31 protein-coding genes and 1 tRNA gene are annotated in these 25,598 nt (G+C 54.1%); 17 read left to right on the top strand and 15 right to left on the bottom strand.

The features are described from left to right. Window positions 1–33: 33 nt before the first annotated feature. The 6 genes from dinI to V1599_RS10825 all read left to right on the top strand — a co-directional run bounded on the left by dinI (window position 34) and on the right by V1599_RS10825 (window position 3,574). Entirely contained in the window at window positions 34–279 is a 246-nt protein-coding gene (gene dinI / locus V1599_RS10850) for a DNA damage-inducible protein I (RefSeq protein WP_297118060.1), read from the top strand. A 270-nt stretch (window positions 280–549) separates the two neighbouring features. Further along, window positions 550–804, top strand: coding sequence for a biofilm formation regulator BssS (gene bssS, locus V1599_RS10845; RefSeq protein ID WP_008500827.1), 255 nt, complete (start codon window positions 550–552; stop codon window positions 802–804). Window positions 805–920: 116 nt separating this feature from the next. Then, window positions 921–2,036 (top strand): N-methyl-L-tryptophan oxidase, encoded by a 1,116-nt coding sequence (gene solA / locus V1599_RS10840; protein WP_395300012.1) that lies wholly within the window; start codon window positions 921–923, stop codon window positions 2,034–2,036. A 59-nt stretch (window positions 2,037–2,095) separates the two neighbouring features. Next, window positions 2,096–2,209, top strand: coding sequence for a DUF2770 family protein (locus V1599_RS10835; RefSeq protein ID WP_395300011.1), 114 nt, complete (start codon window positions 2,096–2,098; stop codon window positions 2,207–2,209). A 217-nt stretch (window positions 2,210–2,426) separates the two neighbouring features. After that, window positions 2,427–2,993: a cytochrome b gene (locus V1599_RS10830; RefSeq protein ID WP_395300010.1), complete on the top strand. Its 567-nt coding sequence runs from the start codon at window positions 2,427–2,429 to the stop codon at window positions 2,991–2,993. 2 nt (window positions 2,994–2,995) lie between these two features. Beyond that, window positions 2,996–3,574, top strand: coding sequence for a YceI family protein (locus tag V1599_RS10825; RefSeq protein ID WP_112009322.1), 579 nt, complete (start codon window positions 2,996–2,998; stop codon window positions 3,572–3,574). A 39-nt stretch (window positions 3,575–3,613) separates the two neighbouring features. On the opposite strand, the gene V1599_RS10820 is transcribed toward V1599_RS10825, so the two are convergent. Further along, entirely contained in the window at window positions 3,614–4,663 is a 1,050-nt protein-coding gene (locus tag V1599_RS10820) for a rhodanese-related sulfurtransferase (protein WP_395301550.1), read from the bottom strand. Between the two features lie 221 nt (window positions 4,664–4,884). Here V1599_RS10820 and V1599_RS10815 point away from each other — a divergent pair, with 221 nt between their 5' ends. From V1599_RS10815 to V1599_RS10805, 3 genes are all read left to right on the top strand, one after another. Then, complete coding sequence (locus V1599_RS10815; protein ID WP_297118073.1) at window positions 4,885–5,811, top strand: Kdo(2)-lipid IV(A) acyltransferase; 927 nt, start codon at window positions 4,885–4,887, stop codon at window positions 5,809–5,811. A 141-nt stretch (window positions 5,812–5,952) separates the two neighbouring features. After that, the gene (mdtG, locus tag V1599_RS10810) at window positions 5,953–7,182 is read left to right on the top strand and encodes a multidrug efflux MFS transporter MdtG (protein ID WP_395301549.1); all 1,230 of its coding nucleotides are present in this window, start codon (window positions 5,953–5,955) and stop codon (window positions 7,180–7,182) included. 86 nt (window positions 7,183–7,268) lie between these two features. Beyond that, on the top strand, window positions 7,269–7,643 hold the full coding sequence (locus tag V1599_RS10805; protein WP_395301548.1) for a MysB family protein: 375 nt from the start codon (window positions 7,269–7,271) through the stop codon (window positions 7,641–7,643). 6 nt (window positions 7,644–7,649) lie between these two features. On the opposite strand, the gene V1599_RS10800 is transcribed toward V1599_RS10805, so the two are convergent. From V1599_RS10800 to mdoG, 3 genes are all read right to left on the bottom strand, one after another. Beyond that, on the bottom strand, window positions 7,650–7,877 hold the full coding sequence (locus V1599_RS10800) for a YceK/YidQ family lipoprotein (RefSeq protein ID WP_395301547.1): 228 nt from the start codon (window positions 7,875–7,877) through the stop codon (window positions 7,650–7,652). A gap of 84 nt (window positions 7,878–7,961) precedes the next feature. Next, window positions 7,962–10,490 carry a glucans biosynthesis glucosyltransferase MdoH gene (gene mdoH, locus V1599_RS10795; protein WP_112009316.1) on the bottom strand — a complete coding sequence of 843 codons (2,529 nt, stop codon included), beginning with the start codon at window positions 10,488–10,490 and terminating at the stop codon, window positions 7,962–7,964. Beyond that, window positions 10,483–12,036: a glucans biosynthesis protein MdoG gene (mdoG, locus tag V1599_RS10790; RefSeq protein WP_181573184.1), complete on the bottom strand. Its 1,554-nt coding sequence runs from the start codon at window positions 12,034–12,036 to the stop codon at window positions 10,483–10,485. The genes mdoH and mdoG overlap by 8 nt, the downstream gene beginning before the upstream one ends. A 255-nt stretch (window positions 12,037–12,291) precedes the next feature. Here mdoG and mdoC point away from each other — a divergent pair, with 255 nt between their 5' ends. After that, window positions 12,292–13,431, top strand: coding sequence for a glucans biosynthesis protein MdoC (gene mdoC / locus V1599_RS10785; RefSeq protein WP_112009313.1), 1,140 nt, complete (start codon window positions 12,292–12,294; stop codon window positions 13,429–13,431). A gap of 31 nt (window positions 13,432–13,462) precedes the next feature. Here mdoC and ymdB read toward each other — a convergent pair whose 3' ends face one another. The 5 genes from ymdB to csgB form a co-directional block, all read right to left on the bottom strand. Beyond that, the gene (gene ymdB, locus V1599_RS10780) at window positions 13,463–14,005 is read right to left on the bottom strand and encodes an O-acetyl-ADP-ribose deacetylase (protein WP_395301546.1); all 543 of its coding nucleotides are present in this window, start codon (window positions 14,003–14,005) and stop codon (window positions 13,463–13,465) included. Window positions 14,006–14,104: 99 nt separating this feature from the next. After that, on the bottom strand, window positions 14,105–14,425 hold the full coding sequence (locus V1599_RS10775) for a type 1 fimbrial protein (RefSeq protein ID WP_395301545.1): 321 nt from the start codon (window positions 14,423–14,425) through the stop codon (window positions 14,105–14,107). Window positions 14,426–14,599: 174 nt separating this feature from the next. Next, window positions 14,600–14,923 carry a curli assembly chaperone CsgC gene (gene csgC / locus V1599_RS10770; RefSeq protein WP_395301544.1) on the bottom strand — a complete coding sequence of 108 codons (324 nt, stop codon included), beginning with the start codon at window positions 14,921–14,923 and terminating at the stop codon, window positions 14,600–14,602. A 59-nt stretch (window positions 14,924–14,982) separates the two neighbouring features. Next, a complete protein-coding gene (gene csgA, locus V1599_RS10765) occupies window positions 14,983–15,435 on the bottom strand; it encodes a curli major subunit CsgA (protein ID WP_395301543.1) in 453 nt (150 codons plus the stop codon). A 40-nt stretch (window positions 15,436–15,475) separates the two neighbouring features. Then, entirely contained in the window at window positions 15,476–15,931 is a 456-nt protein-coding gene (gene csgB, locus V1599_RS10760) for a curli minor subunit CsgB (protein ID WP_395301542.1), read from the bottom strand. Between the two features lie 747 nt (window positions 15,932–16,678). Between csgB and csgD the strand changes: the two genes are divergently transcribed. The 4 genes from csgD to csgG are packed head-to-tail and all read left to right on the top strand — an operon-like array spanning window position 16,679 to window position 19,026. Further along, complete coding sequence (gene csgD / locus V1599_RS10755; protein WP_112009307.1) at window positions 16,679–17,329, top strand: biofilm master transcriptional regulator CsgD; 651 nt, start codon at window positions 16,679–16,681, stop codon at window positions 17,327–17,329. 4 nt (window positions 17,330–17,333) lie between these two features. Next, window positions 17,334–17,723 carry a curli production assembly/transport protein CsgE gene (csgE, locus tag V1599_RS10750; protein ID WP_112009306.1) on the top strand — a complete coding sequence of 130 codons (390 nt, stop codon included), beginning with the start codon at window positions 17,334–17,336 and terminating at the stop codon, window positions 17,721–17,723. Between the two features lie 26 nt (window positions 17,724–17,749). Further along, window positions 17,750–18,166 carry a curli production assembly/transport protein CsgF gene (gene csgF, locus V1599_RS10745; protein ID WP_112009305.1) on the top strand — a complete coding sequence of 139 codons (417 nt, stop codon included), beginning with the start codon at window positions 17,750–17,752 and terminating at the stop codon, window positions 18,164–18,166. Window positions 18,167–18,192: 26 nt separating this feature from the next. Next, window positions 18,193–19,026 (top strand): curli production assembly/transport protein CsgG, encoded by an 834-nt coding sequence (gene csgG / locus V1599_RS10740; RefSeq protein ID WP_297118088.1) that lies wholly within the window; start codon window positions 18,193–18,195, stop codon window positions 19,024–19,026. Between the two features lie 43 nt (window positions 19,027–19,069). Here the strand turns inward: csgG and V1599_RS10735 are convergent, their stop codons facing one another. The 4 genes from V1599_RS10735 to ghrA form a co-directional block, all read right to left on the bottom strand. Next, complete coding sequence (locus V1599_RS10735; protein WP_395301541.1) at window positions 19,070–19,552, bottom strand: DUF1097 domain-containing protein; 483 nt, start codon at window positions 19,550–19,552, stop codon at window positions 19,070–19,072. A gap of 96 nt (window positions 19,553–19,648) precedes the next feature. Then, window positions 19,649–20,203, bottom strand: coding sequence for a molecular chaperone (locus V1599_RS10730; protein ID WP_395301540.1), 555 nt, complete (start codon window positions 20,201–20,203; stop codon window positions 19,649–19,651). Window positions 20,204–20,223: 20 nt separating this feature from the next. Next, window positions 20,224–20,961 (bottom strand): phosphatase, encoded by a 738-nt coding sequence (locus tag V1599_RS10725; protein ID WP_112009301.1) that lies wholly within the window; start codon window positions 20,959–20,961, stop codon window positions 20,224–20,226. Window positions 20,962–21,045: 84 nt separating this feature from the next. Next, entirely contained in the window at window positions 21,046–21,984 is a 939-nt protein-coding gene (ghrA, locus tag V1599_RS10720; RefSeq protein ID WP_395301539.1) for a glyoxylate/hydroxypyruvate reductase GhrA, read from the bottom strand. A 231-nt stretch (window positions 21,985–22,215) separates the two neighbouring features. Between ghrA and V1599_RS10715 the strand changes: the two genes are divergently transcribed. Further along, window positions 22,216–22,303, top strand: a tRNA-Ser gene (locus V1599_RS10715). A 320-nt stretch (window positions 22,304–22,623) separates the two neighbouring features. Here the strand turns inward: V1599_RS10715 and V1599_RS10710 are convergent. Further along, window positions 22,624–22,896, bottom strand: coding sequence for a hypothetical protein (locus tag V1599_RS10710; protein ID WP_112009299.1), 273 nt, complete (start codon window positions 22,894–22,896; stop codon window positions 22,624–22,626). A gap of 109 nt (window positions 22,897–23,005) precedes the next feature. Beyond that, complete coding sequence (locus V1599_RS10705; protein WP_395301538.1) at window positions 23,006–23,911, bottom strand: LysR family transcriptional regulator; 906 nt, start codon at window positions 23,909–23,911, stop codon at window positions 23,006–23,008. Between the two features lie 109 nt (window positions 23,912–24,020). Here V1599_RS10705 and V1599_RS10700 point away from each other — a divergent pair, with 109 nt between their 5' ends. Together V1599_RS10700 and V1599_RS10695 are read left to right on the top strand one after the other, a co-directional pair. Next, window positions 24,021–24,881 carry a pirin family protein gene (locus V1599_RS10700; protein ID WP_112009297.1) on the top strand — a complete coding sequence of 287 codons (861 nt, stop codon included), beginning with the start codon at window positions 24,021–24,023 and terminating at the stop codon, window positions 24,879–24,881. A gap of 18 nt (window positions 24,882–24,899) precedes the next feature. Next, window positions 24,900–25,577: an isochorismatase family protein gene (locus tag V1599_RS10695; RefSeq protein WP_112009296.1), complete on the top strand. Its 678-nt coding sequence runs from the start codon at window positions 24,900–24,902 to the stop codon at window positions 25,575–25,577. Window positions 25,578–25,598: the final 21 nt, after the last annotated feature.

The following is a 25,598-nucleotide window of genomic DNA, read 5'->3' as shown; positions in this document are numbered from 1 at the left end:
ATAAATAAACAGTATATTACACAGGGGGCATTTATGCGTATTGAAGTCACGATTGCCAAAACAACCGTTCTGCCTGCTGGCGCGCTGGATGCGCTGGCGGGTGAATTATCCCGTCGTATTAACAACACATTTCCAGAAAATGCCGGTGCCGTGACGGTGCGCTACGCATCGGCTAATAATCTTTCCGTTATCGGTGCGGCGAAAGAAGATAAAGATCGTATAAGCGACATTCTTCAGGAGACCTGGGAAAGCGCCGACGACTGGTTCATCACGGATTAACTCTTGCTCCCTCATTGTGTTTTTTTTGCCGGGTCGCCCCGGCTTTTTTTTGCACTACGAAAGTTCAAATTAATTCGGCATCTTCTTTAAAAAGCGTGAACAAGACGGTGTTTTATTGTTTGAAAATTCCTAAAAAGCAGAAAAATGTGTTGCCGGGTCTTTATTTTTGCCTTCATAACCCTTATTTATTGGTATACTGAAGATGCTTTCAGAAAAACATGCATTGAACCTCAAAGCCGTTGTCTTCTAACACGCAATTAGGGGGTTATAATGGAAAAGAATAGTGAAGTCATCCAGACCCATCCGCTCGTTGGCTGGGATATCAGCACCGTAGACAGCTACGATGCGCTGATGCTGCGTTTGCACTACCAGACCCCGAATCAACTCAACCGTGAAGAAGCGGAAGTTGGACAGACGCTGTGGCTTACAACAGACGTCGCGCGCCAGTTTATTTCTATTTTAGAAGCAGGTATCGCAAAAATAGAATCTGGCGACTACCAGGAAAATGAGTATAAACGGCATTAAGTTCATGCCTACATGTCGCTCAACAGGCACCCTCAGGGTGCCTTATTTATTTCTCCCTTGTATACGCTGCCGATGTTAATTACTCTGCTAACAAAGCGTGACAGGAAGAGATGCAGATGAAATATGACTTAATCATTATTGGCAGCGGTTCCGTAGGCTCCGCGGCCGGTTATTACGCCACACGGGCGGGTCTTAAGGTCCTGATGATCGATGCCCACCTCCCTCCCCATTCCGAAGGAAGCCACCACGGCGATACGCGCCTCATTCGCCACGCTTACGGCGAAGGGGAACGCTACGTTCCGCTGGTGCTCCGCGCGCAGGCGCTGTGGGACGAGCTGGCGACGCTGACCGAAGAGCGCATATTTGAACGTACCGGCGTCATCAACCTTGGCCCGACAAACTCCGAGTTTCTCTCGACGGTCGAACAAAGCGCGAAAGCCTTCGCGCTGGACGTTGAGCGAATGGATGCCGCAGCCGTCATGCAGCGCTGGCCGGAAATCACCGTCCCGGATGATTACATCGGGCTGTTCGAATCCAACTCGGGCGTATTGCACTGTGAAACGGCGATCAAAACCTGGGTGGCGTTAGCGGAAAAAGCGGGCTGCGCGCAGCTGTTTAATTGCCCCGTGAGCGGCATCGCCCATCATGCCGACGGCGTTACCGTGACCACGCCTGAAGGGGAGTATTCCGGATCGCGCCTGCTGATTAGCGCGGGAACGTGGGTAACGAAACTGCTGCCGGACCTGCCCATCCAGCCGGTGCGCAAGGTCTTCTCGTGGTTCCAGTCCGACGGGCGCTACAGCAGCCAGAATAAATTCCCGGCCTTTACCGGCGAACTGCCGAACGGCGATCAGTTCTACGGCTTCCCGTCGGAAAAAGATGCCCTGAAAATCGGCAAGCACAACGGCGGACAGGTCATTACGTCGCCGGAAGAGCGTAAGCCGTACGGCGCCTATCCTCAGGACGGTTCAGAGGCCTTTACGTTCCTGCGCAACATTCTGCCGGGCGTAGGCGGGCTTCTCTACGGCGCAGCCTGCACCTATGACAATACGCCGGACGAAGACTTTATCATCGACACGCTGCCGGACCATGAGAATACGCTGATCGTGACCGGCCTTAGCGGTCACGGATTCAAATTTGCCTCAGTGCTGGGCGAAATCGCCGCGCGGTTTGCCGAGGGCAAAGCATCTGAGTTTGATCTCAGCCCGTTCTCCCTGTCCCGTTTTGGCTGATAATACGTACCGGGCTCTGCAAATGCGGGGCCTGTTACTTCACTGAAATGGCGAAATTCATGCGTAAACTTGTCGGTTTTATCATCAATAACATTCGTGAGCACCTGATGCTCTATATTTTATTATGGTCCCTGCTGGCCATCATCGACGTTATTTATATTCTTTTTTATTAAACCTTAATATTTACACTGATTGACATTACTTTGTAATATTTTAATTTTCAAATATTCCTCTCTCGCTAATTGCAGTAACTTTCTGAAGTAGACATTGCGATCCCATTCAAAATAACTGAAATAAATTAATTTAATAACATTATTCTTTTATTTCAGTTGCAATATATTTTCATCCCGTTCATTTTTACTGTTCACATTTCTGAGGACGATAACCCACATGCAATTGCGTAACTCTTCCAGCCGCTATGGAATAATATCCCTGTGCCTGCACTGGATATTTGCTATTGCTGTTTATGCCATGTTTGGGCTTGGCCTGTGGATGGTGACGCTGAGCTATTATGACGGCTGGTATCACCAGGCGCCCGAACTGCATAAAAGCATCGGTATTCTGCTCATGATGGGGCTGGCGATCCGCATCGTCTGGCGCCATATTTCCCCACCGCCGCCGCCGCTAAAAAGCTATAGCACATTGACGCGCCTCAGCGCGGCGGGCGCGCACATTGCCCTGTACGCCCTGCTGTTTGCCCTTTTGATCAGCGGCTATTTGATTTCCACCGCCGACGGCAAGCCGATTAGCGTCTTCGGGCTTTTCGACGTGCCGGCCACGCTGGCCAATGCGGGTGCTCAGGCGGACACCGCGGGCGTCGTCCATCTTTGGCTTGCCTGGAGCGTGGTGATCCTCTCGGTCCTGCACGGCCTCGCCGCCCTTAAACACCATTTTATTGATAAAGACGACACGCTGAAGCGCATGCTTGGCCGTTCGTCCATTGACTCTGGAGCGTAAAAATGAAAAAACACCTGCTGGCCATCGCGTTAGGTTCGCTGTTATTCACCACCGGTTCTGCCGTAGCCGCGGATTATAAAATTGATAAAGAGGGCCAGCACGCCTTCGTCAATTTCCGTATTCAGCATCTTGGCTACAGCTGGCTGTACGGCACATTTAAAGATTTCGACGGTACATTCACCTTCGATGAGAAAAACCCGGCCGCCGATAAGGTTAACGTCACGATCAATACCACCAGCGTGGATACCAACCACGCCGAGCGCGATAAGCATTTACGCAGCGCGGAATTCCTGAACGTAGCTAAATTCGCGCAGGCGACATTTACCTCTACCGAGGTGAAAAAGGACGGCGATAAGCTGGATATTACCGGTAACCTGACCCTGAACGGCGTCACAAAGCCGCTTACCCTTGACGCGAAATTAATCGGTCAGGGTGACGATCCGTGGGGAGGCAAACGCGCAGGCTTTGAGGCTTCCGGCAAAATTCACCTGAAAGATTACAACATCACGACGGATTTAGGCCCCGCGTCGCAGGACGTTGAGCTGATTATTTCCGTGGAAGGCGTTCAGCAGAAGTCATAATAATAACGCCCGGCAGCGATAAGCAGCCGGGCGCTTCGCTTACTCGGGGTCTGGAATACCGAGCTTGGTATTCAGACGGCCTCGGGATTTATTAAAGATCTTATTCCCGTTTTCGCGCCCGGCGCGACGGCGACGCTGCTCTTCTTCCGGCAAAATACTCTCTTCGCTGCACAGCTCGCTGCAGCAGCCGTGATATTTCTCGGCGCAGGCTGGGCACTGAATAAACAGCAGATGACAGCCGTCGTTTTTGCAGTTGGTGTGCGTGTCGCACGGCGCGCCGCACTGGTGACACTGCGCAATAACGTCGTCGGAAATACGCTCGCCCATCCGTTCGTCAAAGACAAAGTTCTTGCCGATAAAGCGCACCGGCAGCCCCTGCTCGCGGGCGCGGCGGGCGTACTCGATGATCCCACCCTCGATGTGCCAGACTTTGTTAAAGCCGTTGTGCTTCATCCATGCGCTGGCTTTTTCGCAGCGGATCCCGCCCGTACAGTACATAACGATTTTTTTATCTTTGTGCTCCTGCATCATCTCGACCGCTTTCGGAAGCTGCTCGCGGAAGGTATCCGCAGGAATTTCCATCGCGTTCTCAAAATGCCCCACCTCGTATTCGTAGTGGTTACGCATATCGATGAATACCGCATCGGGATCGTCGAGCATTGCGTTAACCTCTGCGGCCTTGAGGTATTCGCCCACGTCGCCCGCATTGAAGCTCGGATCGTCAATACCGTCGGCAACAATACGCTCGCGCACCTTCATGCGCAGCACCCAGAAGGATTTACCGTCGTCATCGAGGGCAATATTCAGGCGCAAATCCTTGAGCGCCGGATCGAAGCCGTATAAGAGGTCGCGGAAAGCCTCTACTTTATTTTCAGGCACGCTGATCTGCGCATTGATGCCTTCGCGCGCCAGATAGACGCGGCCAAACACGTTCAGCGTCGTGAAGGCCTGATAAAGCGCATCGCGGGTGGCCTGGGGGTCATTGATGGTGAAATACTTATAGAATGAGATGGTGGTGCGCGGCTCGGTTTCCGCCAACATGCGCGCCTTTAACATCTCATTCGATACGCGGTTGTGTAACACTGGCATGGTGTACAAGTCCTGCAATCGTTGGTGAGAAAGGAAAAACGGTCGGCATCATATAGCAAACAATAACAATTTACATCCACACAATTTACGCTACATTTCATCAGCCTGATTAATCAGGATTAACATTTGCGGCATTTGCACACCTTTCGAGGACAGACATTTTGGCTATGCCCCAAAAAATGAGACAATAGCTAATCAGGACGTTAGAACACAGGAAAGACATGACCCAGTTACCCAAATTTACTGCCGCCCTTTTGCACCCTCGCTACTGGATGACCTGGATTGGCATTGGCTTATTATGGCTTATTGTACAACTCCCCTATCCCGTCATTTTTCGCCTGGGTAAAGCTTTGGGTCGTCTTGCCCGGCCGTTCATGAAACGCCGCGCGCGCATTGCGTATCGCAACCTTGAGCTTTGCTTCCCGCAGATGAGCGCAGCGGAGCGCCACGACACGGTGGTAAAGAATTTTGAGTCCGTTGGCATGGGGCTGATGGAGACGGGAATGGCCTGGTTCTGGACCGATAAGCGCATGGCGCGCTGGACGGAAGTCGCCGGAACGGGCATGGCGCCCGTGCATACCCTCCAGGCGAACCAAACCGGCGTTCTGCTGATCGGCGTGCATTTTCTGACGCTTGAAATTGGCGCCCGCATGTTCGGCATGCAGGCTCCCGGTATTGGCGTTTACCGTCCTAACGACAACCCGGTTATCGACCTGGTGCAGACCAACGGCCGCATGCGCTCGAATAAAAGCATGATCGACCGAAAGGATCTGAAGGGCATGATCCGCGCCCTGAAAGCGGGCGAGGTGGTCTGGTACGCCCCTGACCACGATTACGGCCCGCAGGCCAGCGTGTTTGTGCCGTTTTTCGCCGTCGAAGACGCCGCGACGACGTCCGGGACGTGGATGCTCGCGCGCATGTCCAAAGCGGCCATCGTTCCCTTCGTTCCGCGCCGCAAGCCGGACGGTTCCGGCTATCAGCTGATTATGCTGGAGCCGGAGATGTCGCCGCCGCTGGACGATGCTGAAACCACCGCCCGGTGGATGAACGGCATTGTGGAACAATGCATTATGCTCGCTCCTGAACAGTATATGTGGTTGCACCGCCGCTTCAAAACCCGCCCTGAGGGCGTCCCTTCTCGCTACTGATCCCCCGTGCGGCCGCGCAGGCCGCACGCTGTTTTAGCTTTAAAAGCTCCCCATGATTGCGGCATTCATAACCCAGGCGCATAATTAGCAGGCTTATTACTTCTCTCATCATGGTGCTCTGCACCTCTTATGCGGATAGTTATGTCACCCTCAGAGGCCCCCATAAACTGGAAACGCAATCTCACCGTTGCCTGGCTCGGCTGTTTTCTCACCGGCGCGGCGTTTAGCCTGGTGATGCCCTTCCTGCCGCTATACGTTGAGCAGCTTGGCGTAACGGGCCACAGCGAGCTGAACATGTGGTCCGGCCTGGTCTTCAGCATCACCTTCCTTTTCTCCGCCATCGCGTCACCCTTCTGGGGAAGCCTGGCCGACCGCAAAGGACGTAAAATCATGCTGCTGCGCTCGGCGCTGGGCATGTCGATTATCATGGTGCTGATGGGGCTGGCGCAGAACGTCTGGCAGTTTCTGATTCTGCGCGCGCTGCTGGGCCTGCTCGGCGGCTTTATCCCTAACGCCAACGCGCTTATCGCCACCCAGATCCCCCGCCATAAAAGCGGCTGGGCGCTGGGTACGCTTTCCACGGGGGCGGTGAGCGGCGCGCTGCTGGGCCCGCTGGCGGGGGGACTGCTGGCTGACAGCTACGGCCTGCGTCCGGTCTTTTTCATTACCGCCAGCGTGCTGTTTCTGTGCTTCATCGTCACCCTGCTGTGCATCCGCGAGAATTTCACGCCCGTTGCCAAAAAAGAGATGCTGCATGCGCGGGAGGTGCTGGCGTCGCTGAAAAACCCAAAACTGGTGTTAAGCCTGTTCGTGACCACGCTCATTATCCAGGTCGCGACCGGTTCAATCGCGCCGATCCTCACGCTTTACGTCCGCGATTTGGCGGGCAACGTCAGCAATATCGCCTTCATCAGCGGGATGATTGCCTCCGTTCCGGGCGTAGCGGCGCTGTTGAGCGCGCCGCGCCTTGGGAAGCTGGGCGATCGCATTGGCCCTGAAAAGATCTTAATCTGCGCGCTGGCGATCTCCGTTATGCTGCTGATCCCCATGTCGATGGTGCAAACGCCGTGGCAGCTTGGCGTGCTGCGCTTTCTGCTGGGGGCGGCCGACGGCGCGCTGCTCCCCGCGGTGCAGACCCTGCTGGTGTACAACTCCACCAATCAAATTGCCGGGCGAATTTTCAGCTATAACCAATCCTTCCGCGATATCGGCAACGTCACCGGCCCGCTGCTGGGGGCGAGCGTATCCGCCAGCTTCGGTTTCCGCACCGTCTTCATCGTGACGGCCGGGGTGGTGCTGTTCAACGCCTTGTACTCCTGGCTGACCTTAACCCGGGTCTCCAGGTCTGCACCAAACAGGACAAACGCCTGACGGCTTATTTTCGCATTCATACTTGCAAAACCGGATAATCAGCTATTCTTTCCCTGAATACCTTCTGGAAAAACAGGGAGACACCAATGACCATGTACGCCACGCTGGAAGAAGCAATTGATGCCGCTCGTGAGGAGTTCCTTGCCGATAATCCTGGCGTAGAGGAAGAAGACGCCAACGTGCAGCAGCTCAATATTCAAAAATACGTTCTGCAGGACGGCGATATTATGTGGCAGGCCGAATTTTTCGCTGACGAAGGCGAGGACGGAGAATACCTGCCGATACAGAGCGGTGAAGGTGCGCAGGCCGTATTTGACGGCGATTATGATGAAATTGAATTGCGCCAGGAGTGGCTTGAAGAAAATACTCTCCACGAATGGGATGAGGGTGAGTTTCAGCTCGAACCGCCGCTGGATACTGAAGAAGGTCAAACCGCTGCGGATGAGTGGGACGAGCGTTAAGTGTCATTACTCGTAAGGACCATGGCTGGCATCAATGGGCAGCAATAGCGTGTCGAATATCAGCGAAAACGGCAGATCGAGCACCGTTAAATAGCGCCATGTGGAATCACGAACGTCCCATTTCACGCCCGGGTAGTATTGATTGCCGTGGCCTTGCCCGGGAATGGTCCGGCTAATGATGCTGCCGCAGCCGCTGAGCAGGCAGGCCATCAGGACGACGATGATTATTTTCATTTATCACCTCTAAAAAAATACCGGCTTCACAGCCGGTATTTTATTTGGCGGATGGCGCTTTGCTTACTCGCCCTATTTAACAGCTTACTTCGCCTTCAGTGCGAGCGGATTAAGCTTCACGTCTTTGTAGTAATTCACCCACGAAGAGTATTTCTCCGGCGCGGACCATACGCGGTAGTGAAGGCGCGCCATTGTTACCGGATCGCTCAGCAGGACCAGACGGCGGTCGCGGTTCAGCTTCTCCGGCGTTTCGTTCAGCGCCTGCTCAACGTGGCGATCGCGGGCGATCTCCAGCACCTGGCTCGCGCGGTGACGCGCCGTAGCCATGGCCGTTGCCAGCGCGTTGAATGACGGGTTAAACACGGCGTGCATAAAGCCATCATCCAGCGAGCGGCTGCGGTTCATCTCAAGATACGTGTCGGTATCCACAAGCACCTTCGGCGGAGAATACTCTTCCGGGATCAGGAACAGCTTCCAGCGCTTGGTGCGCAGCCCAACCGTTGAGCGGCTTGAGATAACGGACACAAACGGCGACAGGATCAGGGAGAAGACGATCGGCGCCAGCCAGAACAGGAAGCGCAGATCCAGCCACGCCATACCGGCGGCCCATACCAGACCCAGCAGCAGCTGAGAGCCGTGACGCATGAAGGCTTCACTCCACGGCGTGGAGTCATCGTCACGCTGCGGCGAGTTCCAGACCACTTCCCAGCCCAGGAATGCGCTGACCACAAACACGGTGTGGAACAGCATGCGCACCGGAGCCAGCAGCACCGAGAAGAGCACTTCAAGCAGCAGCGAGAGCGTGACGCGGCAGAACCCGCCGTACTCTTTCGAGCCTTTGCACCAGATCAGGATGATGCTGAGCAGCTTCGGCAGGAACAGCAGCACCATGGTTGAGGCAAATAGCGCAATCGCCAGCTCGGGACGCCACTGCGGCCACACCGGGAACAGCTGGCGCGGCTGCAGGAAGTATTGCGGTTCCGTGAGGGCATGCACAACCTGTAGCGCCGTAGAAAGCGCGAGGAACATAAACCACAGCGGCGCGGAGAGGTAGGACATCACGCCCGTCAGGAACACCGCGCGGTGTACTGGGTGCATCCCTTTCACCAGGAACAGGCGGAAGTTCATCAGGTTACCGTGACACCAGCGGCGGTCGCGCTTGAGCTCGTCGAGCAGGTTCGGCGGCAGCTCTTCATAAGAGCCCGGCAGGTCGTAGGCAATCCAGACGCCCCACCCTGCGCGACGCATCAGCGCAGCTTCCACGAAGTCATGCGACAGAATAGACCCGGCAAAAGAGCCTTCACCCGGCAGCGGCGCGAGCGCACAGTGCTCAATAAACGGTTTTACGCGGATAATGGCGTTGTGGCCCCAGTAGTGGGATTCACCCAGCTGCCAGAAGTGCAGACCTGCGGTAAACAGCGGCCCGTAGACGCGCGTCGCGAACTGCTGGCAGCGCGCGTAGAGCGTGTCCATACCGGATGCTTTTGGCGAAGACTGGATAATACCGGCGTTCGGGTTGGCTTCCATCAGGCGCACGAGGCCAGATAAGCACTCGCCGCTCATCACCGAGTCAGCGTCCAGCACTACCATGTAGCTGTACTGGTTACCCCAGCGACGGCAGAAGTCATCAATGTTACCGCTTTTACGCTTCACGCGACGGCGACGACGGCGGTAGAAAATCTGCCCTTCGCCCTGCACTTCTGCAATCAGCTCCATCCAGGCCTTTTGTTCGGCCACGCAGATATCCGGGTTGTAGCTGTCGCTCAGGATATAGACATCGAAATGCTCCGCGTTACCGGTCGCCTTAACGGACTCCCAGGTTGCGCGCAGCCCCGCAAACACGCGGTCAACGTCTTCGTTACAGATAGGCATAATCAGCGCGGTGCGGTGCTCAGGATTCAGAGGTTCATCTCCGACCGTCGACGCTGAAATGCTGTATTTGTCACGCCCCATCAGCAGCTGCAGGAAGCCCATCAGCGCGGTCCAGAAACCGGCGGAAACCCAGCAGAAAAGGACGGCAAACAGCAGAAGGATGCCGCTTTGCAGAATATACGGCAGCAGCTGCATGAAGGAGACCCAGATATCCTGGCCGACCATATCGGCAGGATTGATCAGCGCCCAGCCCTGATACGGTAAAATGGTCTTCATGTACCACGTCGCCACCACCGTCTGCGCCAGCGTGAGCAGCAGCAGCGTGTAGCGGCGAATCGTGCCCACGGTACGCCATTTCTGTTCAGAAGCTTGCTCTTCTTTCGTCAGCCGCGACAGATAGCGCGGCGTAACGTCACGCCCGCGCAGGCGATCCCAGAAACGACCCACCGGGTTGGTGCGCCACGGGTCGGGGAACATGGAAGAACGCGTCGCTTTCGGCATCGCCTGGAGCTGGTCACGCCCTTCATCGTCCTTAATCAGTTGCCCCTCGCCCAGCGAGTCTGGCCACGTACGCTCCAGACGACGCTTCACTGACCCGAGCGGCGTATCATCATCGCGAGTAAACTGATGATGTTCACCATCCAGCGCGGTATGCACCGCGCGGATATCGCTCTTAGGCAGCGCCGCTTTTTCAATATCCGTCAGCGGCAGGGCATCAATATATTCAGATGTATTATTCATTGGCAGGTAGCTGATAGCTCCAGGTTTCACTCAGCGGCTGATCGTTACTGACCAGCGCAGCGCGCATCTCTGTGGTCTGTTTCGGATCTTTCACTTTCACGCGCAGGGTTAAACGCCACCCTTTGGTTACTGGATTGTAACGCACGCTGTTTTCAACAATTTCACCATTGTCACCAATGCTGGCCTGCGCAGCGACGGCGGTATCCGGAGCCAGTTTTTTCATATCCTGGCCGGTGAAGTCCACCACGAACGCAATCGTTCCATCCGGCTGGCGAATAAGATTAGATTGCTTCACATCACCGGTGGAACGGCGCGTTTGCATCACATACGCGTTGTCCGGGGCATGCAGCTTATCTTCGTCACGGGTGAAGGTGATGGTGTACTTAAAGTTCATCTCTTTACCGGCTTCCGGAAGCTGGTCCGGCGTCCAGTAGGCAACGATGTTGTCGTTCGTTTCATCGTTGGTTGGGATCTCAACCAGCTCTACCTTGCCTTTGCCCCAGTCACCTTTTGGCGTAACCCACGCGCCAGGGCGCAGATCGTAACGATCGTCCAGATCCTCAAAGCGTGAGAACTGGCGGCCGCGCTGCAGCAGGCCGAAGCCCTGCGGGTTTTCCATCGCGTAGCTGCTGACGGCCAAATGTTTCGGGTTATTCAGCGGACGCCAGATCCACTCACCGTTGCCGGCATGAATGGAGAGACCGTTAGAATCATGCAGTTCCGGGCGGAAGTTGGTTGCCGGAGAAGGCTGGTTCGGCCCGAACAGGAACATACTGGTCAACGGCGCAACGCCCAGTTTGCCTACCTTATCGCGCAGGTAAACCTTAGACTGCACGTCTACCACCGTGTCGCGGCCAGGCATCACGACGAAGCGATAGGCGCCCGTCGCACGCGGGGAGTCCAGCAGTGCGTAAATGGTCAGACGTTTATCCGTTGGTTTTGGACGCTCAATCCAGAACTCGCGGAAACGAGGGAACTCTTCACCTGATGGCAGCGCGGTATCAATGGCGAGACCACGCGCAGAAAGCCCGTACACCTGCCCCGCGCCGATCACGCGGAAGTAGCTGGCACCGAGCATGCTGACGATTTCGTCGTTTTTATCTTTGCTGTTGATAGGGTAAAGCACCTTAAAGCCTGCGAAGCCGAGGTCTTTAACCGTGTCTTTGTCGTGCTGGACATCGCCAAAGTTGAAATAGTCCGGGTTGTACTTAATTTTACGCACCGCGGTGGCCGTCACTTCATTGATAGCGACCGGGGTATCGAAGTACATCCCTTGATGATAAAACTCAAGTTTGAACGGGGTCTTAATATTGTTCCAGTAAGCTTTGTCGTGATTGAACTGGATCTGCTGATAATCCGCATATTTCATGTCGCGGAAAACGGAGGGCAAGTTACTTTTTGGCGCTTCGTAGCTCTTACCTGCCATCGACTTCGCCTGTTTTGCGACGTCATCGATACTGAAGGACCAAGCCGATGAGGCATACAGGGATAACAACACTGCAGCACCCAACCAACGCATTTTCATCATTTGTGGTTTATGTTTCATAATAAGTAAGCACTTCCCCCTTTGTGTGCTTATATCGATCCGATCCATTTTAATGGAAACTCAGGCAATCCGACAACATTATCACTGCTTTGTTCATCTCGCTGGCTCAGGGATTAAGCAAATGAAAGAACCCGCTTTTCACTTTGCGTGCTTATCCTGGAGACAGGGTGTCGGTCTTGGTGTAGGGTTGGCTCCGAATGTAACCATTATGAGTCTTAGGGATAAGACGAAAAGTCTGAGAATGCGCAAAGTTATATGACCACAACCCCTGTACAACGTGAATATTTTCTTGATTCGATCCGCGCATGGCTAATGCTGCTAGGGATCCCCTTTCATATTTCACTGATTTATTCCAGCCACACCTGGCACGTGAATAGCGCGATGCCCTCCTGGTGGCTCACGCTGTTTAATGACTTTATCCACGCCTTCCGCATGCAGGTGTTTTTTGTCATTTCCGGCTACTTTTCCTACATGCTGTTTTTGCGCTATCCCATGAAGAAGTGGTGGAAGGTGCGCGTCGAGCGCGTCGGCATTCCAATGCTGACGGCGATCCCGCTGCTGACGCTGCCCCAGTTCATCATGCTGCAGTATGTAAAAGGAAAAGCGGAAAACTGGCCGAACCTGTCGCTTTATGAAAAATACAATACGCTGGCCTGGGAGCTGATCTCTCACCTGTGGTTCCTGCTGGTTCTGGTCGTGCTGACGACGGTGAGCCTGGTGATATTCAGCCGCCTGCGCCGCCACCTGAGCGAGAGCTCCAACAGTTTCTTCGCCACTGTCACGTTAGGCAAACTGTCGCTGCTGTTTTTGGTATTCGGCATCGTTTACGCGGCAATCAGACGAACCTTGTTTGTCGTCTATCCGCCGATACTGAGCGACGGGCTGTTCAACTTTGTGGTCATGCAAACCCTGTTCTATATCCCTTTCTTCACGATCGGCGCGCTGGCGTTTGTCTATCCGCAGCTTAAATCGCTCTTTACCACTCCTTCACGCGGCTGTGCCGTGGGTGCAGCCGTCGCGTTTGCGGCCTATCTGCTTAATCAAAAATACGGCAGCGGCGATGCGTGGATGTATGAAACCGAGAGCGTGATAACGATGCTGCTTGGCCTGTGGATGGTCAACGTGGTGTTCGCGCTGGGCCACCGTCTGCTGAACTTCAAGTCCGCACGCGTGACCTATTTCGTCAATGCGTCGCTGTTTATCTACCTCGTACACCATCCCCTGACGCTGTTTTTTGGGGCTTACATCACGCCGCATATTGCGTCCAACACGCTGGGGTTCTTTACCGGGCTGGTGTTCGTCATTGGGCTGGCGCTGGTGCTATACGAAATCCATCTCAGAATTCCTTTGCTGCGTTTCCTCTTCTCAGGGAAACCGCAGGTAAAAGCGAGTTAAAAAAAGGCGCCTGCGGGCGCCTTTTTTAAAATCAAACATCAAACTCCGTCTCTCGCTCCCACAGGCGCTGCTGATAGAGCTGCGCCGTTTCTTCATCGAAGCAAACGAAGGTCACCTCTTCCGGCATCGGCTTTAGGGAAAGATAGCGGTAAACGGTATCTACCGCGATGGCCGCTGCCGCCGCTTTGGGATAGCCATACACGCCGGTGCTAATAGCCGGAAATGCCATCGATTTATAGCCGTTATCGGCAGCAAGGCGCAGGCAGTTGCGGTAAGCATCTTCCAGCGTTCGCGCTTCATCGCGCTCCCCGCCGTGCCATACGGGCCCGACGGTATGAATGACCGCTTTTGCCGGAAGATCGCCGGCAATCGTGATCACCGCGTGGCCGGGCGCGCATTCGCCCTGCTGCTGACGCACTGTTTTACACGCTTCGAGTAGCTGTGGGCCGGCCGCACGATGAATGGCGCCGTCAACGCCGCCCCCGCCCATCAGCGAAGGGTTGGCTGCGTTCACAATCACGTCACCCGCGAACGTGGTGATGTCGCCGCGGACAATGTCTATTTTAGGTTTCATATCTCCCCCTACTACCCACCTGATAGATCAGTGTATAGCAGAGGGATTTCATTGAAAAAGGATTTGAAACGTCCCCCGCCACGGGCGAAGGTACGAACCTTAGCGATAATTCACGAGAACGACAGCTAATTTTTTCTGCTGGTCGAGATATTTCATACTGACCTCCACCGCGCTGGACGGTGACTGATGGCCGTTCAGCGCATCGCGATAGTTGATCGTCTGCGTTTGCATACGTCCGTTGTGAGGACAGGTTAAATCAAATTTCTGGTGCTGCGAGGTAATGACACACGGATCTTCGACGATCATTCCGCGAAAATGGATAACGCCGCCCTGCGCCTCGGAGGCAGCCATGGCAGGCGTTAACGACAGGGAACAGAGTAAGGTAAAGCCTGAAAGGAATCGTGAAAAGGACGTAGCCATAATAATCTCCTCAATGAGTCATTCATCCTTGAGGGGGGGAAGCCTTCCTGTGTGAAGCCTGTACGTCACTCTGATCCAGCGCGGTTTTATGTGCCGCTAGTTTGAGCATAGTAACAACTTCCGAAGACCGCCATCCCTTTCAACATATTGATTTTATGAATAATTATATGACCATCACTCGGAGGGCGGCCATTGCTGTGTTAAATTCAGCGACTGCCCGTCAGAAACGGTAACAATAAGTGTCACCGAATCCGCGGGTTCAATATTGACGCTGAGTCGTGAGAGATCTATCGGCCGATTGGCGGGGATACTTAAATTATTTCGCTGCACGGAGGTACTTTCGCCCCCCTGCCCTTTTCGCACAAAGCGCATCTGCACCTGACACTGGCAGGGCTGCGTTAACGTCACCTGAGGAATGACGGTTGTCATTGCACCGTCCCGTGAGGTTTTGAAGGTGATTTGGCTGGACAGTGCGGCAAGGAGTATGAGGGTTTGCATGATGGCCTCCCGAAAAAAAACAGGGCATGCGCCCTGTTTTCCGTAAGACAAAATCTGAACTAGTACTGATGCGCCGTCGCGTTGTTGCCGAAACCAACCTGGTGCACGGTAACCGTTGATCCGGACGCCGTCTGATCGACCGCCGCGCCGTTGCCGCCGCCGAACTGTTTAACATTGATGATCGAGTCTTTGCTGTTCCACTGATCGATGGTTGCGCTATTACCAAAGCCTTTCTGGAGCAGATCGATGCTGCTTTCATCAGAGCCTTGTCCGACGTCTGCGCCGTTACCGCCGCCGTGCTGGGTAATGGTCAGATCAGATTTTTTGGCATCGGTTTGCAAGGCAACAGCTGAGTTACCGCCACCGTACTGGTAAATGCTCAGGGTTGACTCAGGGCCGCTATTACCGCCGCCCCAGCCACCGCCGCCACCACCGAATTGTGGTACCGCACCAGCGAAAGCACTGCCAGAAACTACGATTGCTGCAATTGCTGCTACTTTGAAAAGTTTCATGGTAAACCCCCATCGGATTGATTTAAGCCGTCACACTGCGTCAGCGCTGAATAACGCGAACCGCCATTTGCGACTGTCTCTGTACTACAACTGCTGTTTTTTGCGTGCCATACTGCGTAATATTTGCTCTATTACCCGACCCTTTTTGGATAATCATTGCCGTATTACCATAAGCCTCTTGTTTAATACTCGCATCATTGCCGTAACCAGACTGATCGATATAAGCAAGATTATAAGTCCCTGATTGATCAACTCGCGCTCTGTTGCTAACACCATCCTGTGAAACAACGGACAGTAATTTAGAACCCTCCTGGCGCACGTTGGCATTATTACCCGTACCTCGCTGCCCAATAATAGCCGCCTGATTATATGAAGACTGACTTAGTTCATTAACCGCAAAGTTATATTCAGAATTCGCTAAATCTGAACCCGTTGCGGTTACTACGCCAGGCGCTCCCAGTAATGTAAACATCATAAATAACGTTCTGTTTTTCATGTTGTCACCTGGACCTGGTTATTCATCATAATGGTTCGAGTTAAGTTATCGCGATTCGTTTTTTGTTAACGCTGCGTTACGGTGAAGAGTATGTCTACCGAAACAATTTAAATATCTCACCCGCGAGACCTATTTTTATTATTGTTTTCACCCCAAAGCATTAATTTAAGAAAAATTCTCTGAAATCAGCGCAGGTTAAGTTCGCCTAAAACAATGAGATGTTTTGGATCATCTTCAAAGCCACTCCGTGCGGCATAGTGAGGCGTGCGCCCAACAGTCTAAAGTACCGCATTCTGCAACTCGCGTGACACAAGGCGCGTTTTCTTAAGATGTAAATACAATCGGCGTGGCGCTCAGTTTTTACCGTTCACTCATACCTTAGCGCCTTAGAAATTAATTAAATCAAAATCATATTTATCAATAAATTACTACAATTTGTATGATTTTTAAAATGTGTGCAAGGCTATTTACCTGTACAACTTTTTCATTAATTATAATTTTAATAACGACCTGATATTAACAATTTAATATTGAATTTTACATTCTGTTACACCATTAACACTTGCTTTAAAGTTCGTAATAGCTAGATTGAAAACAGCAGTACGTTATTTCTTTAAATTACCAGTCCCCCATGGGGCATGGTTTGATTCTACACACAGCAGTCTCATATCTGTCAGTACTTCTGGTGTCCTTTCTTATTTACGAAGGGATAGCTGCCAGGTGCCATAAATAAAGTGGGGTTTCATCATGTTTAATGAAGTCCATAGTTTACATGGTCATACATTACTGTTGATCACCAAGCCATCTTTACAAGCAACAGCATTATTGCAGCATTTAAAACAATCGCTTTCCGTTAATGGGAAACTGCATAATATTCAACGATCTTGTGACGATATTGTGCCTGGAAGTATCGTTCTGCTTGACATGATGGAAGCGGATAAAAAGCTCATCCATTACTGGCAAGATAACTTAAGCAGGAAAAACAATAATATCAGACTGTTATTATTGAATACACCTGATGAATATCCTTACAGAGATATTGAAAGCTGGCCGCATATCAATGGTGTTTTTTACGTTACTGAAGAAGAAAACCGCGTTGTTGAGGGGCTGCAGGGAATTTTGCGAGGAGAATGCTATTTCTCGCAAAAGCTTGCCAGCTATCTCATCACCCACTCAGGAAATTATCGTTATAACAGTTCGGAATCCGCGCTGCTTACGCACCGCGAAAAGGAGATCCTGAACAAGCTGCGGATTGGAGCTTCGAATATTGAGATTGCCCGTTCGTTATTTATCAGCGAAAACACGGTTAAAACGCACCTTTATAACCTTTTCAAGAAAATAGCGGTTAAAAACCGAACTCAGGCGGTCTCATGGGCAAACGACAACCTCAGGCGTTAACGGTATGAAACGCACGTTGAGTTGGATTACCGCAGCGGGCTTTCTGCTTGCTGCCGGGCACCTCCAGGCGGTGGAAGTTGAGGTTCCCGGATTGTTAACTGACCATACCGTCTCATCTATCGGGCACGATTTTTACCGCGCATTCAGCGATAACTGGGAAAGTGAATACCCTGGAAATTTAACAATCAACGAACGGCCCAGCGCACGATGGGGAAGCTGGATAACGATAACAGCCAATCAGGATGTTATTTACCAGACCTTTCTCTTTCCAACCAAAAGAGACTTCGACAAGAACGTCGCTTTTGCGCTGGCAAAAACAGAAGAGGCTATTAACCGCCTGCAGCTCGATAAAGCGCTCCTGAGCACGGGTGATTTAGCAAAAGATGAGTTCTAGCAACGATACCAATTTTGGAGGCTGTAATGCGTCTCGCACACACGGTGATTTCGTTAATGCTCATTGCGCCGCTAAGCTGGGCCGGGAATATGACGTTCCAGTTCCGCAACCCGAATTTTGGCGGCAACCCAAATAACGGGGCATTCATGCTTAACGAAGCTCAGGCACAAAATTCCTATAAAGACCCCAGCTATGACGACAATTTCGGCATCGAAACGCCGTCAGCGCTGGATAATTTTACTCAGGCCATTCAGTCGCAAATATTAGGTGGCTTATTAACCAACATCAATACGGGCAAACCCGGCCGCATGGTGACTAACGACTTTATCGTCGATATCGCCAACAAAGATGGGCAGCTTCAGTTAAACGTGACGGACCGAAAAACCGGGAAGACATCAACCATCCAGGTTTCGGGACTGCAGTCTAACTCAACTGACTTCTAGTCGACGTCGAAATAAGGACAATCATCATGCAGCGCTTATTGATTCTTGTTGCAGTGTGCTTATTGAGCGGTTGTTTAACCGCTCCTCCCAAAGAAGCCGCTAAGCCAACGTTAATGCCTCGGGCACAAAGCTACCGTGATTTAACCCATCTGCCGATACCTACCGGGAAGATATTCGTCTCGGTGTATAACATCCAGGACGAGACGGGACAGTTTAAACCCTACCCGGCAAGCAACTTCTCGACCGCCGTACCGCAAAGCGCCACCGCAATGCTGGTCACCGCGCTGAAGGATTCGCGCTGGTTTATCCCTCTGGAACGCCAGGGCCTGCAAAACCTGCTGAACGAGCGAAAAATCATTCGCGCCGCTCAGGAGAATGGTACGGTTGGGGTGAATAACCGCACGCCGCTCCAGTCCCTCACCGCGGCCAATATTATGGTGGAAGGTTCTATCATCGGCTACGAAAGCAACGTGAAGTCCGGTGGTGCGGGTGCCCGCTACTTCGGTATCGGCGCGGATACGCAGTATCAGCTCGATCAGATTGCTGTGAACCTGCGGGTGGTCAACGTCAGCACGGGTGAAATTTTGTCCTCGGTGAATACCAGCAAAACCATCCTCTCTTACGAGGTGCAGGCGGGCGTGTTCCGCTTCATCGACTACCAGCGCCTGCTGGAGGGTGAAATCGGGTATACCTCTAACGAACCGGTGATGCTGTGCCTGATGTCCGCCATCGAAACGGGGGTTATTTTCCTGATTAACGACGGTATCGATCGCGGGCTCTGGGATCTGCAGAATAAGAGTGACGTGAAGAATGAGGTGCTGGTGAAGTACCGCGAAATGTCGGTGCCGCCGGAGTCCTGACGGAACGCGCGCAGAAAAAAGGCGAGAATATTCTCGCCTTTTTTTATTCACTCACCGTCGTGGTGGTTCCCGCTTTCTCACGGCGTGCGGCCAGCCAGAGTCCGCTGTTTTTCATGGCATAGCCAAATACCAGCCCCAGCGCCAGCGAAGGGACAACCTGCTTCCAGTCGCCCTGCCCCGCAAAGGTGGCGCACGCCCCGATAAAGGTTCCCGGCACGAATGAGAGCAGAAGGTGTTTTGCCTGAATACACATTAAAAAGGCAACCACGCCGGTCATCGCGTATCCCAGGATCTCAAGATGCGGAGCCAGCGCGCTGCCTTTCATAATCACCAGCGCCCAGATCACCCCGCTCATCAGCGTGCAGCCTGAAATAAAGAAACCCCTGATGCCGCCCTGAGGACAGGCGAAGTAGGCCGTGCAGCCGAGAAAACCGGCCCAGCTTAATAATCCCAGCGAGACAGCCACCCATCCCCAAAGCCCGGAGAGAACGCCCGTCGTGAGTGCAATGCAAAGTAGTATGTTCATGGCGCGCATCTTAGCAGAAGCGCGCCATAGAAATGAGATGTGAAGCACAATTTATGAACGATGAAATGTATCGTTGCAGGAATTTTGTGACTTAAATCACTCTTCGTTCTCTTCTTCCAGCTCGTCCCACATGGCCGCTATCGCATCGCGCGTCAGGGGGGCCAGCGTTCTCCAGAATGGCGAGGTCGCATGGGCTTCCACTTTGCCGAGGAAAGTCCCGCACCACGGCAGCAGGTACTCTTCGAACAGGGTTTCGATAGCTGCATTTTCATCGTCTCCCGAGTTGTCTTCAATCCAGGAAGCCGCCAGCAGCAGCGTGCCGATATGATCGGCCGGAGCATCCGTCAGCGGCATCCCGCGTTCGGAGAGAAATGCGCGCACTTCAGCTTCCGTGGCGCCTTCCTGCCAGGCGGAGCGGTATGGCGATACGCGACACTCTTCGCCCACGAACAAGGCGTTGTAATCCGTTGCAATCTGCTGCATATCACAGCTCTTTTTCAGCCTTTCCAGCAAATCATCCTGCTCCAGCGGCCAGTTCTGCGCCAGCTTCCCTTCGCGGATCAGGGTAAAGAGCGGAACCAGCAGCGGGTCCTGCGGCTGACGATAGTAAAGCGTACCCAGCACGCGGCAGAGGATGGAAAACTCATTCATTTTATTATTCCATTACACAATTAAAGGTCGGCAAATTCATCAATCGGCGTCATGCCGCGTGATTCAAGAAAATCGAGCATCCGGCGCGGCGTGACGTTTAAAATCTTCTCCTCCGGGAACCCCACGTCGTCCAGCACCTTTCGGCATTCGCCAAAATCGCCCAGCGTGAAGGCGGTGTGCGAATCCGAGCCCAGCGCCACCATACCGCCGGCATCGCGAACGGCAGCCGCCACCGCGCGGCAGTTCGCCTCGCTGCCGATGCGCGAGTGGGTAAAGGAGGAGTTGTTAATTTCAAGCGCCACGCGATGTTTGGCTGCCGCTTCGGCAACCGCCTGAATATCGATGGGGAATTTCGGGTTTCCAGGATGGCTAATGATGTGAACATTGCCGCTGGCGATGGTCGCGATCATCGCCTTCGTGTTCGTTTCCCGATCCTGCGGGGCAAACACGGGCTCGTGGAAACCGGCGATAATCAGATCGAGCGAGGTCAGCATCGGGCCGGTACAGTCAATTTCACCGTCGGTGTTTTTGATGTTCGCCTCAATGCCGCGCAGAATACCGACGCCGTCAACGAGACGCGGCCAGACGCGCATATTCACAAAATGCCAGTAGTGCGGCGCATCCGCCATGTCGGGACCGTGATCGGTTATGGCAAAGAGCGTAATGCCCTTGCGTTTAGCCTGCGCGATGTAGTCATGAAGGGTGCTGTACGCGTGGGTGCTGGCGACGGTGTGCATATGCAGGTCAACGGGATACATCTTCCTCTCCTCGTGATTTTTTTCAAAGGATAGCAGTAATCAGCGGCGAATATTAGCAAAAACCCGGCAAACGCCGGGTTTCTCTCAGTAGCCGCGCTGCCTGTCGACCTGCCCGGTCACCGCGCTGCCCTTCTCGATCCCGCTGATGGTGCGCGAGATATACGCCACGGCTTCCGCCGGGCGCGTCACGGCCGCCACGTGCGGCGTCATCGCCACGCGCGGGTGCGTCCAGAGCGGGCTGTCGGCAGGCAGCGGCTCTTTGCCGTATACGTCCAGCATGGCGCCCTTAAGCCTGCCAGCGTCCAGCGCCTGCAGTAAATCCTCCTCAACCAGATGTACGCCGCGCGCAAGGTTCATGACGTAGCTTTGGTCAGCAAGCTGGTTAAGAAGCTGAGCGTTAATAATCCCCACCGTCTCCGCCGTATTGGGCAGCAAATTAATTAACACGCGGGTGCCTTTGAGGAACGCCGGGAGTTCATCCGCTCCCGCAAAGCTTTCTACGCCGGGATAATCTTTACGGCTGCGGCTCCAGCAGCGCAGCGGGAACCCCCACGGAGCAAGCGCCTGCGCCACTTTCGATCCCAGCACGCCCGCGCCGAGGATGCCAATCGTAAAATCTTCACGCTGATAATCCGGCAGCGGCTCCCAGCGGGACTGCAGCTTAAGCGCCTGATAATCGTCAAAGCGTCGGAACCAGTGCAAGACCTGGCTTACGGCGTACTCCTGCATTTGCTCGCCCATGCCGGTATCTTCCAGGCGGAACAGGGGGATATTTTCGGGCAGCATTTCGGGGTGCGCCTTCAGCTTGCTGAGAATAGAGTCAACGCCCGCGCCGAGAGCAAAAACGGCCTTTAGCTTTCGGCCCTGCAGCATCTCGACGGGAGGATGCCAGACCAGCGCATAGTCGGCATGTTCATTGTCGCCCTGCTTCCATTCGCGCACGCGAGCGCCAGGTAGCGCAGCTGAAAGCGCCTTAATCCAGTAAGCCGTATCAAAAGTGGGGTGATAGAAGAGAATATCCATAGTCATTCCTGCCTTTTATTGCGCTGTTTTGTTTTCATTTTCAACTGGATTGCCAGCATACCAAAATTATGGGCGAACCGGTTGCTGATAAAAAAAGCGCTTTCAGCACATTTAGGAATCAGGTTGTTTGAAGTTTGTCTAAATGCGCTGATTTACTGAAAAAGTGAGTTGACGGCGCTTCGGCTTTTCCTTACATTAGCGCCCGTCCCAGCAACAACGGGATGACAATATGGTGAGGTGTCCGAGTGGCTGAAGGAGCACGCCTGGAAAGTGTGTATACGGCAACGTATCGGGGGTTCGAATCCCCCCCTCACCGCCATCTTTAAGATAAGAGCTCGTACGAAAGTACGGGCTTTTTTCGTTTATGTTCTCCGAGAGGGGGGATGAGAAGCCCCGACCGGGGTTCGACAACGGGCGTCAGCCCGTTGGACAGACTGAGAGCAACGCGAACAGGCTGCCCGTAGGGTGAGCGCAGCGAGTCAATCCCCCCCTCACCGCCATATTTAAAGAAGAGCTCGCATGAAAATGCGGGCTTTTTTTTTCGCATGTCGCACGTCTGCGGGGGATGAGAACCTGATACTCCCTGCGCTCTTTATGCCAGGTGGCGTAGCGCCACCTGACATCAAAAAGGTGTTCGACCTAGTGATGATCATCATGCTGATGTTCAATCACCATTCCCTCGGCAACGCTGGCAATATGCCGGGCGCGTGGATGATAAACCGGCGCCGGAGCCGCGGCAGGTGCGACATACGCGGCTTGAGGTACGGCAGTAGAAATTGCGCCCGTGACCGTTTCTGAAGAAGGAACAACCACGACCTTGTAGCCGCTGGGAACATCGACCGTAACAGGCTGCGCCATCGCCGTTCCGGCGCATGCCGCCATCATCACCAGTGAAATCAGTAATTTCTTCATTAAATATCCCCTTTAAAAAGAGGCGTTATTATTTGAGAAATAGCTTAAGCCAAAATTAAGGTGCCAGGCTTCGGGGTTGCAAAAAATGCGGTTGAGATCCGTTGTCCCCTTATTCCTCCACCATCCGCGCATACTCTTCGGTGAGAAAATCCACCAGCGTTCTGACGGACGGCAGCAGCCCGCGACGCGACGGATATACCGCATGAATCACCTCCCGCCGTGGCTCCCACTGTTCAAGCACCCGAACGAGCTCACCCGATGCAAGCTGATCTTTAACCATCAGTATCGGCAGCTGCACCACGCCCACGCCTGCTGCAGCGGCTTCCCGCAGGGCGAGCATGTCGGATGTAATAAAGCGCGGCGTATAGTGTATCTCCGCTTTTGCCCCTTCCGGACCGCATAAGTCCCACTTATGCACCTGCTTACTCGCCCCCATGCTGAGGCCTGGCCACTCACTCAGCTCAGAAGGCGCGAAAGGCTTGCCCATTCGTTCAATCAGCGTCGGTCCGGCCACCAGGCAGTGTCCCCTGTCAGCGAGCACCCTTAATACCAGATCGCTATCGTCAAACGGACGCGGGCGCACGCGGATCGCCACGTCGACCCCCTCTCCAACCAGATCCACGCGCCGGTTGGTGGCCTCAAGCTGAAGGTTAATTCCCGGATAGCGCACCATAAACCGCGCCAGCATCGGCCCCACGTGCACGTGCAGCAGCGTTACCGGACAGGTGATCCGCACGATACCGCGCGGCTCGGCCTGAAGTGCCGCAACGGCCTCTTCGGCGGCCTCCGCTTCAACCAGCATCGCTTTGCAGTGCTGATAGAACGTGTGCCCCACCTCCGTCACCGTAAACTGCCGGGTTGTGCGCTGGATTAGCCGCACGCCCAGGCGCTCCTCAAGCTGGGCGATGCGGCGGCTGAGCTTCGACTTAGGCTTATCCAACGCCCGACCGGCCGCCGCAAATCCGCCGTGATCCACCACCTTCACAAACCAAACAAAATCATTGAGATCCTGCATAGCCCCTCATCGTTCTATTTTTGGAACAGTGAATGTCATTTTCACACTCTACCGGAACATTAATGCTGAATATAAGCTAATTACATCAACAAAACATCAGGAGCTCATCATGAAAAACGTGACAGGTGTTTATACCGCGCCCCGTCCACACTGGGTTGGCGATGGTTTCCCGGTTCGTTCGATGTTTTCTTATCAAACCCACGGCGAACCGCTCAGCCCGTTCCTGCTGCTGGACTACGCGGGCCCGCATACCTTTCCGGCGGATGGCGTCAAGCGCGGCGTGGGCGAGCATCCGCACCGCGGCTTTGAAACGGTCACCATCGTCTATTCCGGTGAGGTTGAACATCGCGATTCTACCGGCAGGGGCGGCGTCATCGGCCCGGGCGACGTGCAGTGGATGACGGCGGGCGCGGGCATTTTGCACGAGGAGTTCCACTCCAGCGCGTTTTCGCAAAAAGGCGGCGAGCTAAAAATGATCCAGCTGTGGGTCAACCTGCCGGCCAAAGACAAGATGGCGGCGCCGGGCTATCAGAGCATCACCAAAAGCCAAATCCCGGTAGTAGCGCTGCCTGACAACAGCGGCTCGCTGAGGGTGATTGCGGGGCGCTATGGCGACGCCGCTGGCCCGGCGCATACCTTTTCACCGCTGAACGTCTGGGACATTGCGCTGCGTCAGGGAAGCCATATCACGCTTGAACAGCCTGACGGCTGGAGCACTGCGCTGGTGGTGCTCGAAGGCAGCGTGACGGTAAACGGCACCGCACAGGCAGGTGAAGCGCAGCTGGTCGTTCTGAGCCAGGACGGCGACAGGCTGCATCTGGAAGCCAGCAGCGACGCCAAAGTGCTGCTGATGGCGGGCGAGCCGCTAAACGAGCCGATTGTAGGTTACGGCCCGTTTGTGATGAACAGTAAAACCGAAATCGCCGAAGCCATTCGCGATTTCAACTCCGGCCGCTTCGGCCAGATCTGATAAATAAAGGAGAGAACCATGTCTACCCCTGCTAACTTCAACGGCGCACGTCCCGTGATTGACGTGAATGACGCGGTGATGCTGCTTATCGATCACCAGAGCGGTCTGTTCCAGACCGTCGGCGACATGCCGATGCCGGAGCTGCGCGCCCGTGCGGCGGCGCTGGCAAAAATCGCTACGCTTGCCGAAATTCCGGTGATTACCACAGCGTCCGTGCCGCAGGGCCCCAACGGACCGCTTATTCCGGAGATCCACGCCAACGCGCCGCATGCGCAGTACGTGGCGCGCAAGGGCGAGATCAACGCCTGGGATAACCCGGAGTTTGTTGCGGCGGTTAAAGCGACAGGACGTAAAACGCTGATTATCGCGGGCACCATCACCAGCGTATGCATGGCGTTTCCGTCCATCAGCGCGGTGGCGGACGGCTATAAGGTCTTCGCGGTTATCGATGCTTCCGGCACCTACAGCAAGATGGCGCAGGAAATTACGCTGGCGCGGGTAGTCCAGGCGGGCGTTGTGCCGATGGATACGGCGGCGGTTGCCTCCGAGATCCAGCGCACCTGGAATCGTGCGGATGCGGCAGAATGGGCTGAGGTGTACACCCATATCTTCCCTGCCTACCAGTTGCTGATCGAAAGCTACAGCAAGGCGCAGGAAGTGGTTAAGAACAGCGAAGCGCTCGATTCCCAGCGTTAATCCCCCGCTCCGCGGCGTAAA

The organism is Enterobacter sp. ECC-175 (assembly GCF_043968675.1).
Classification (GTDB): Bacteria; Pseudomonadota; Gammaproteobacteria; order Enterobacterales; family Enterobacteriaceae; genus Enterobacter.
The sequence above is the reverse complement of the archived record's forward strand: the minus strand, read 5'-3'. Positions and strand labels throughout refer to the sequence as shown.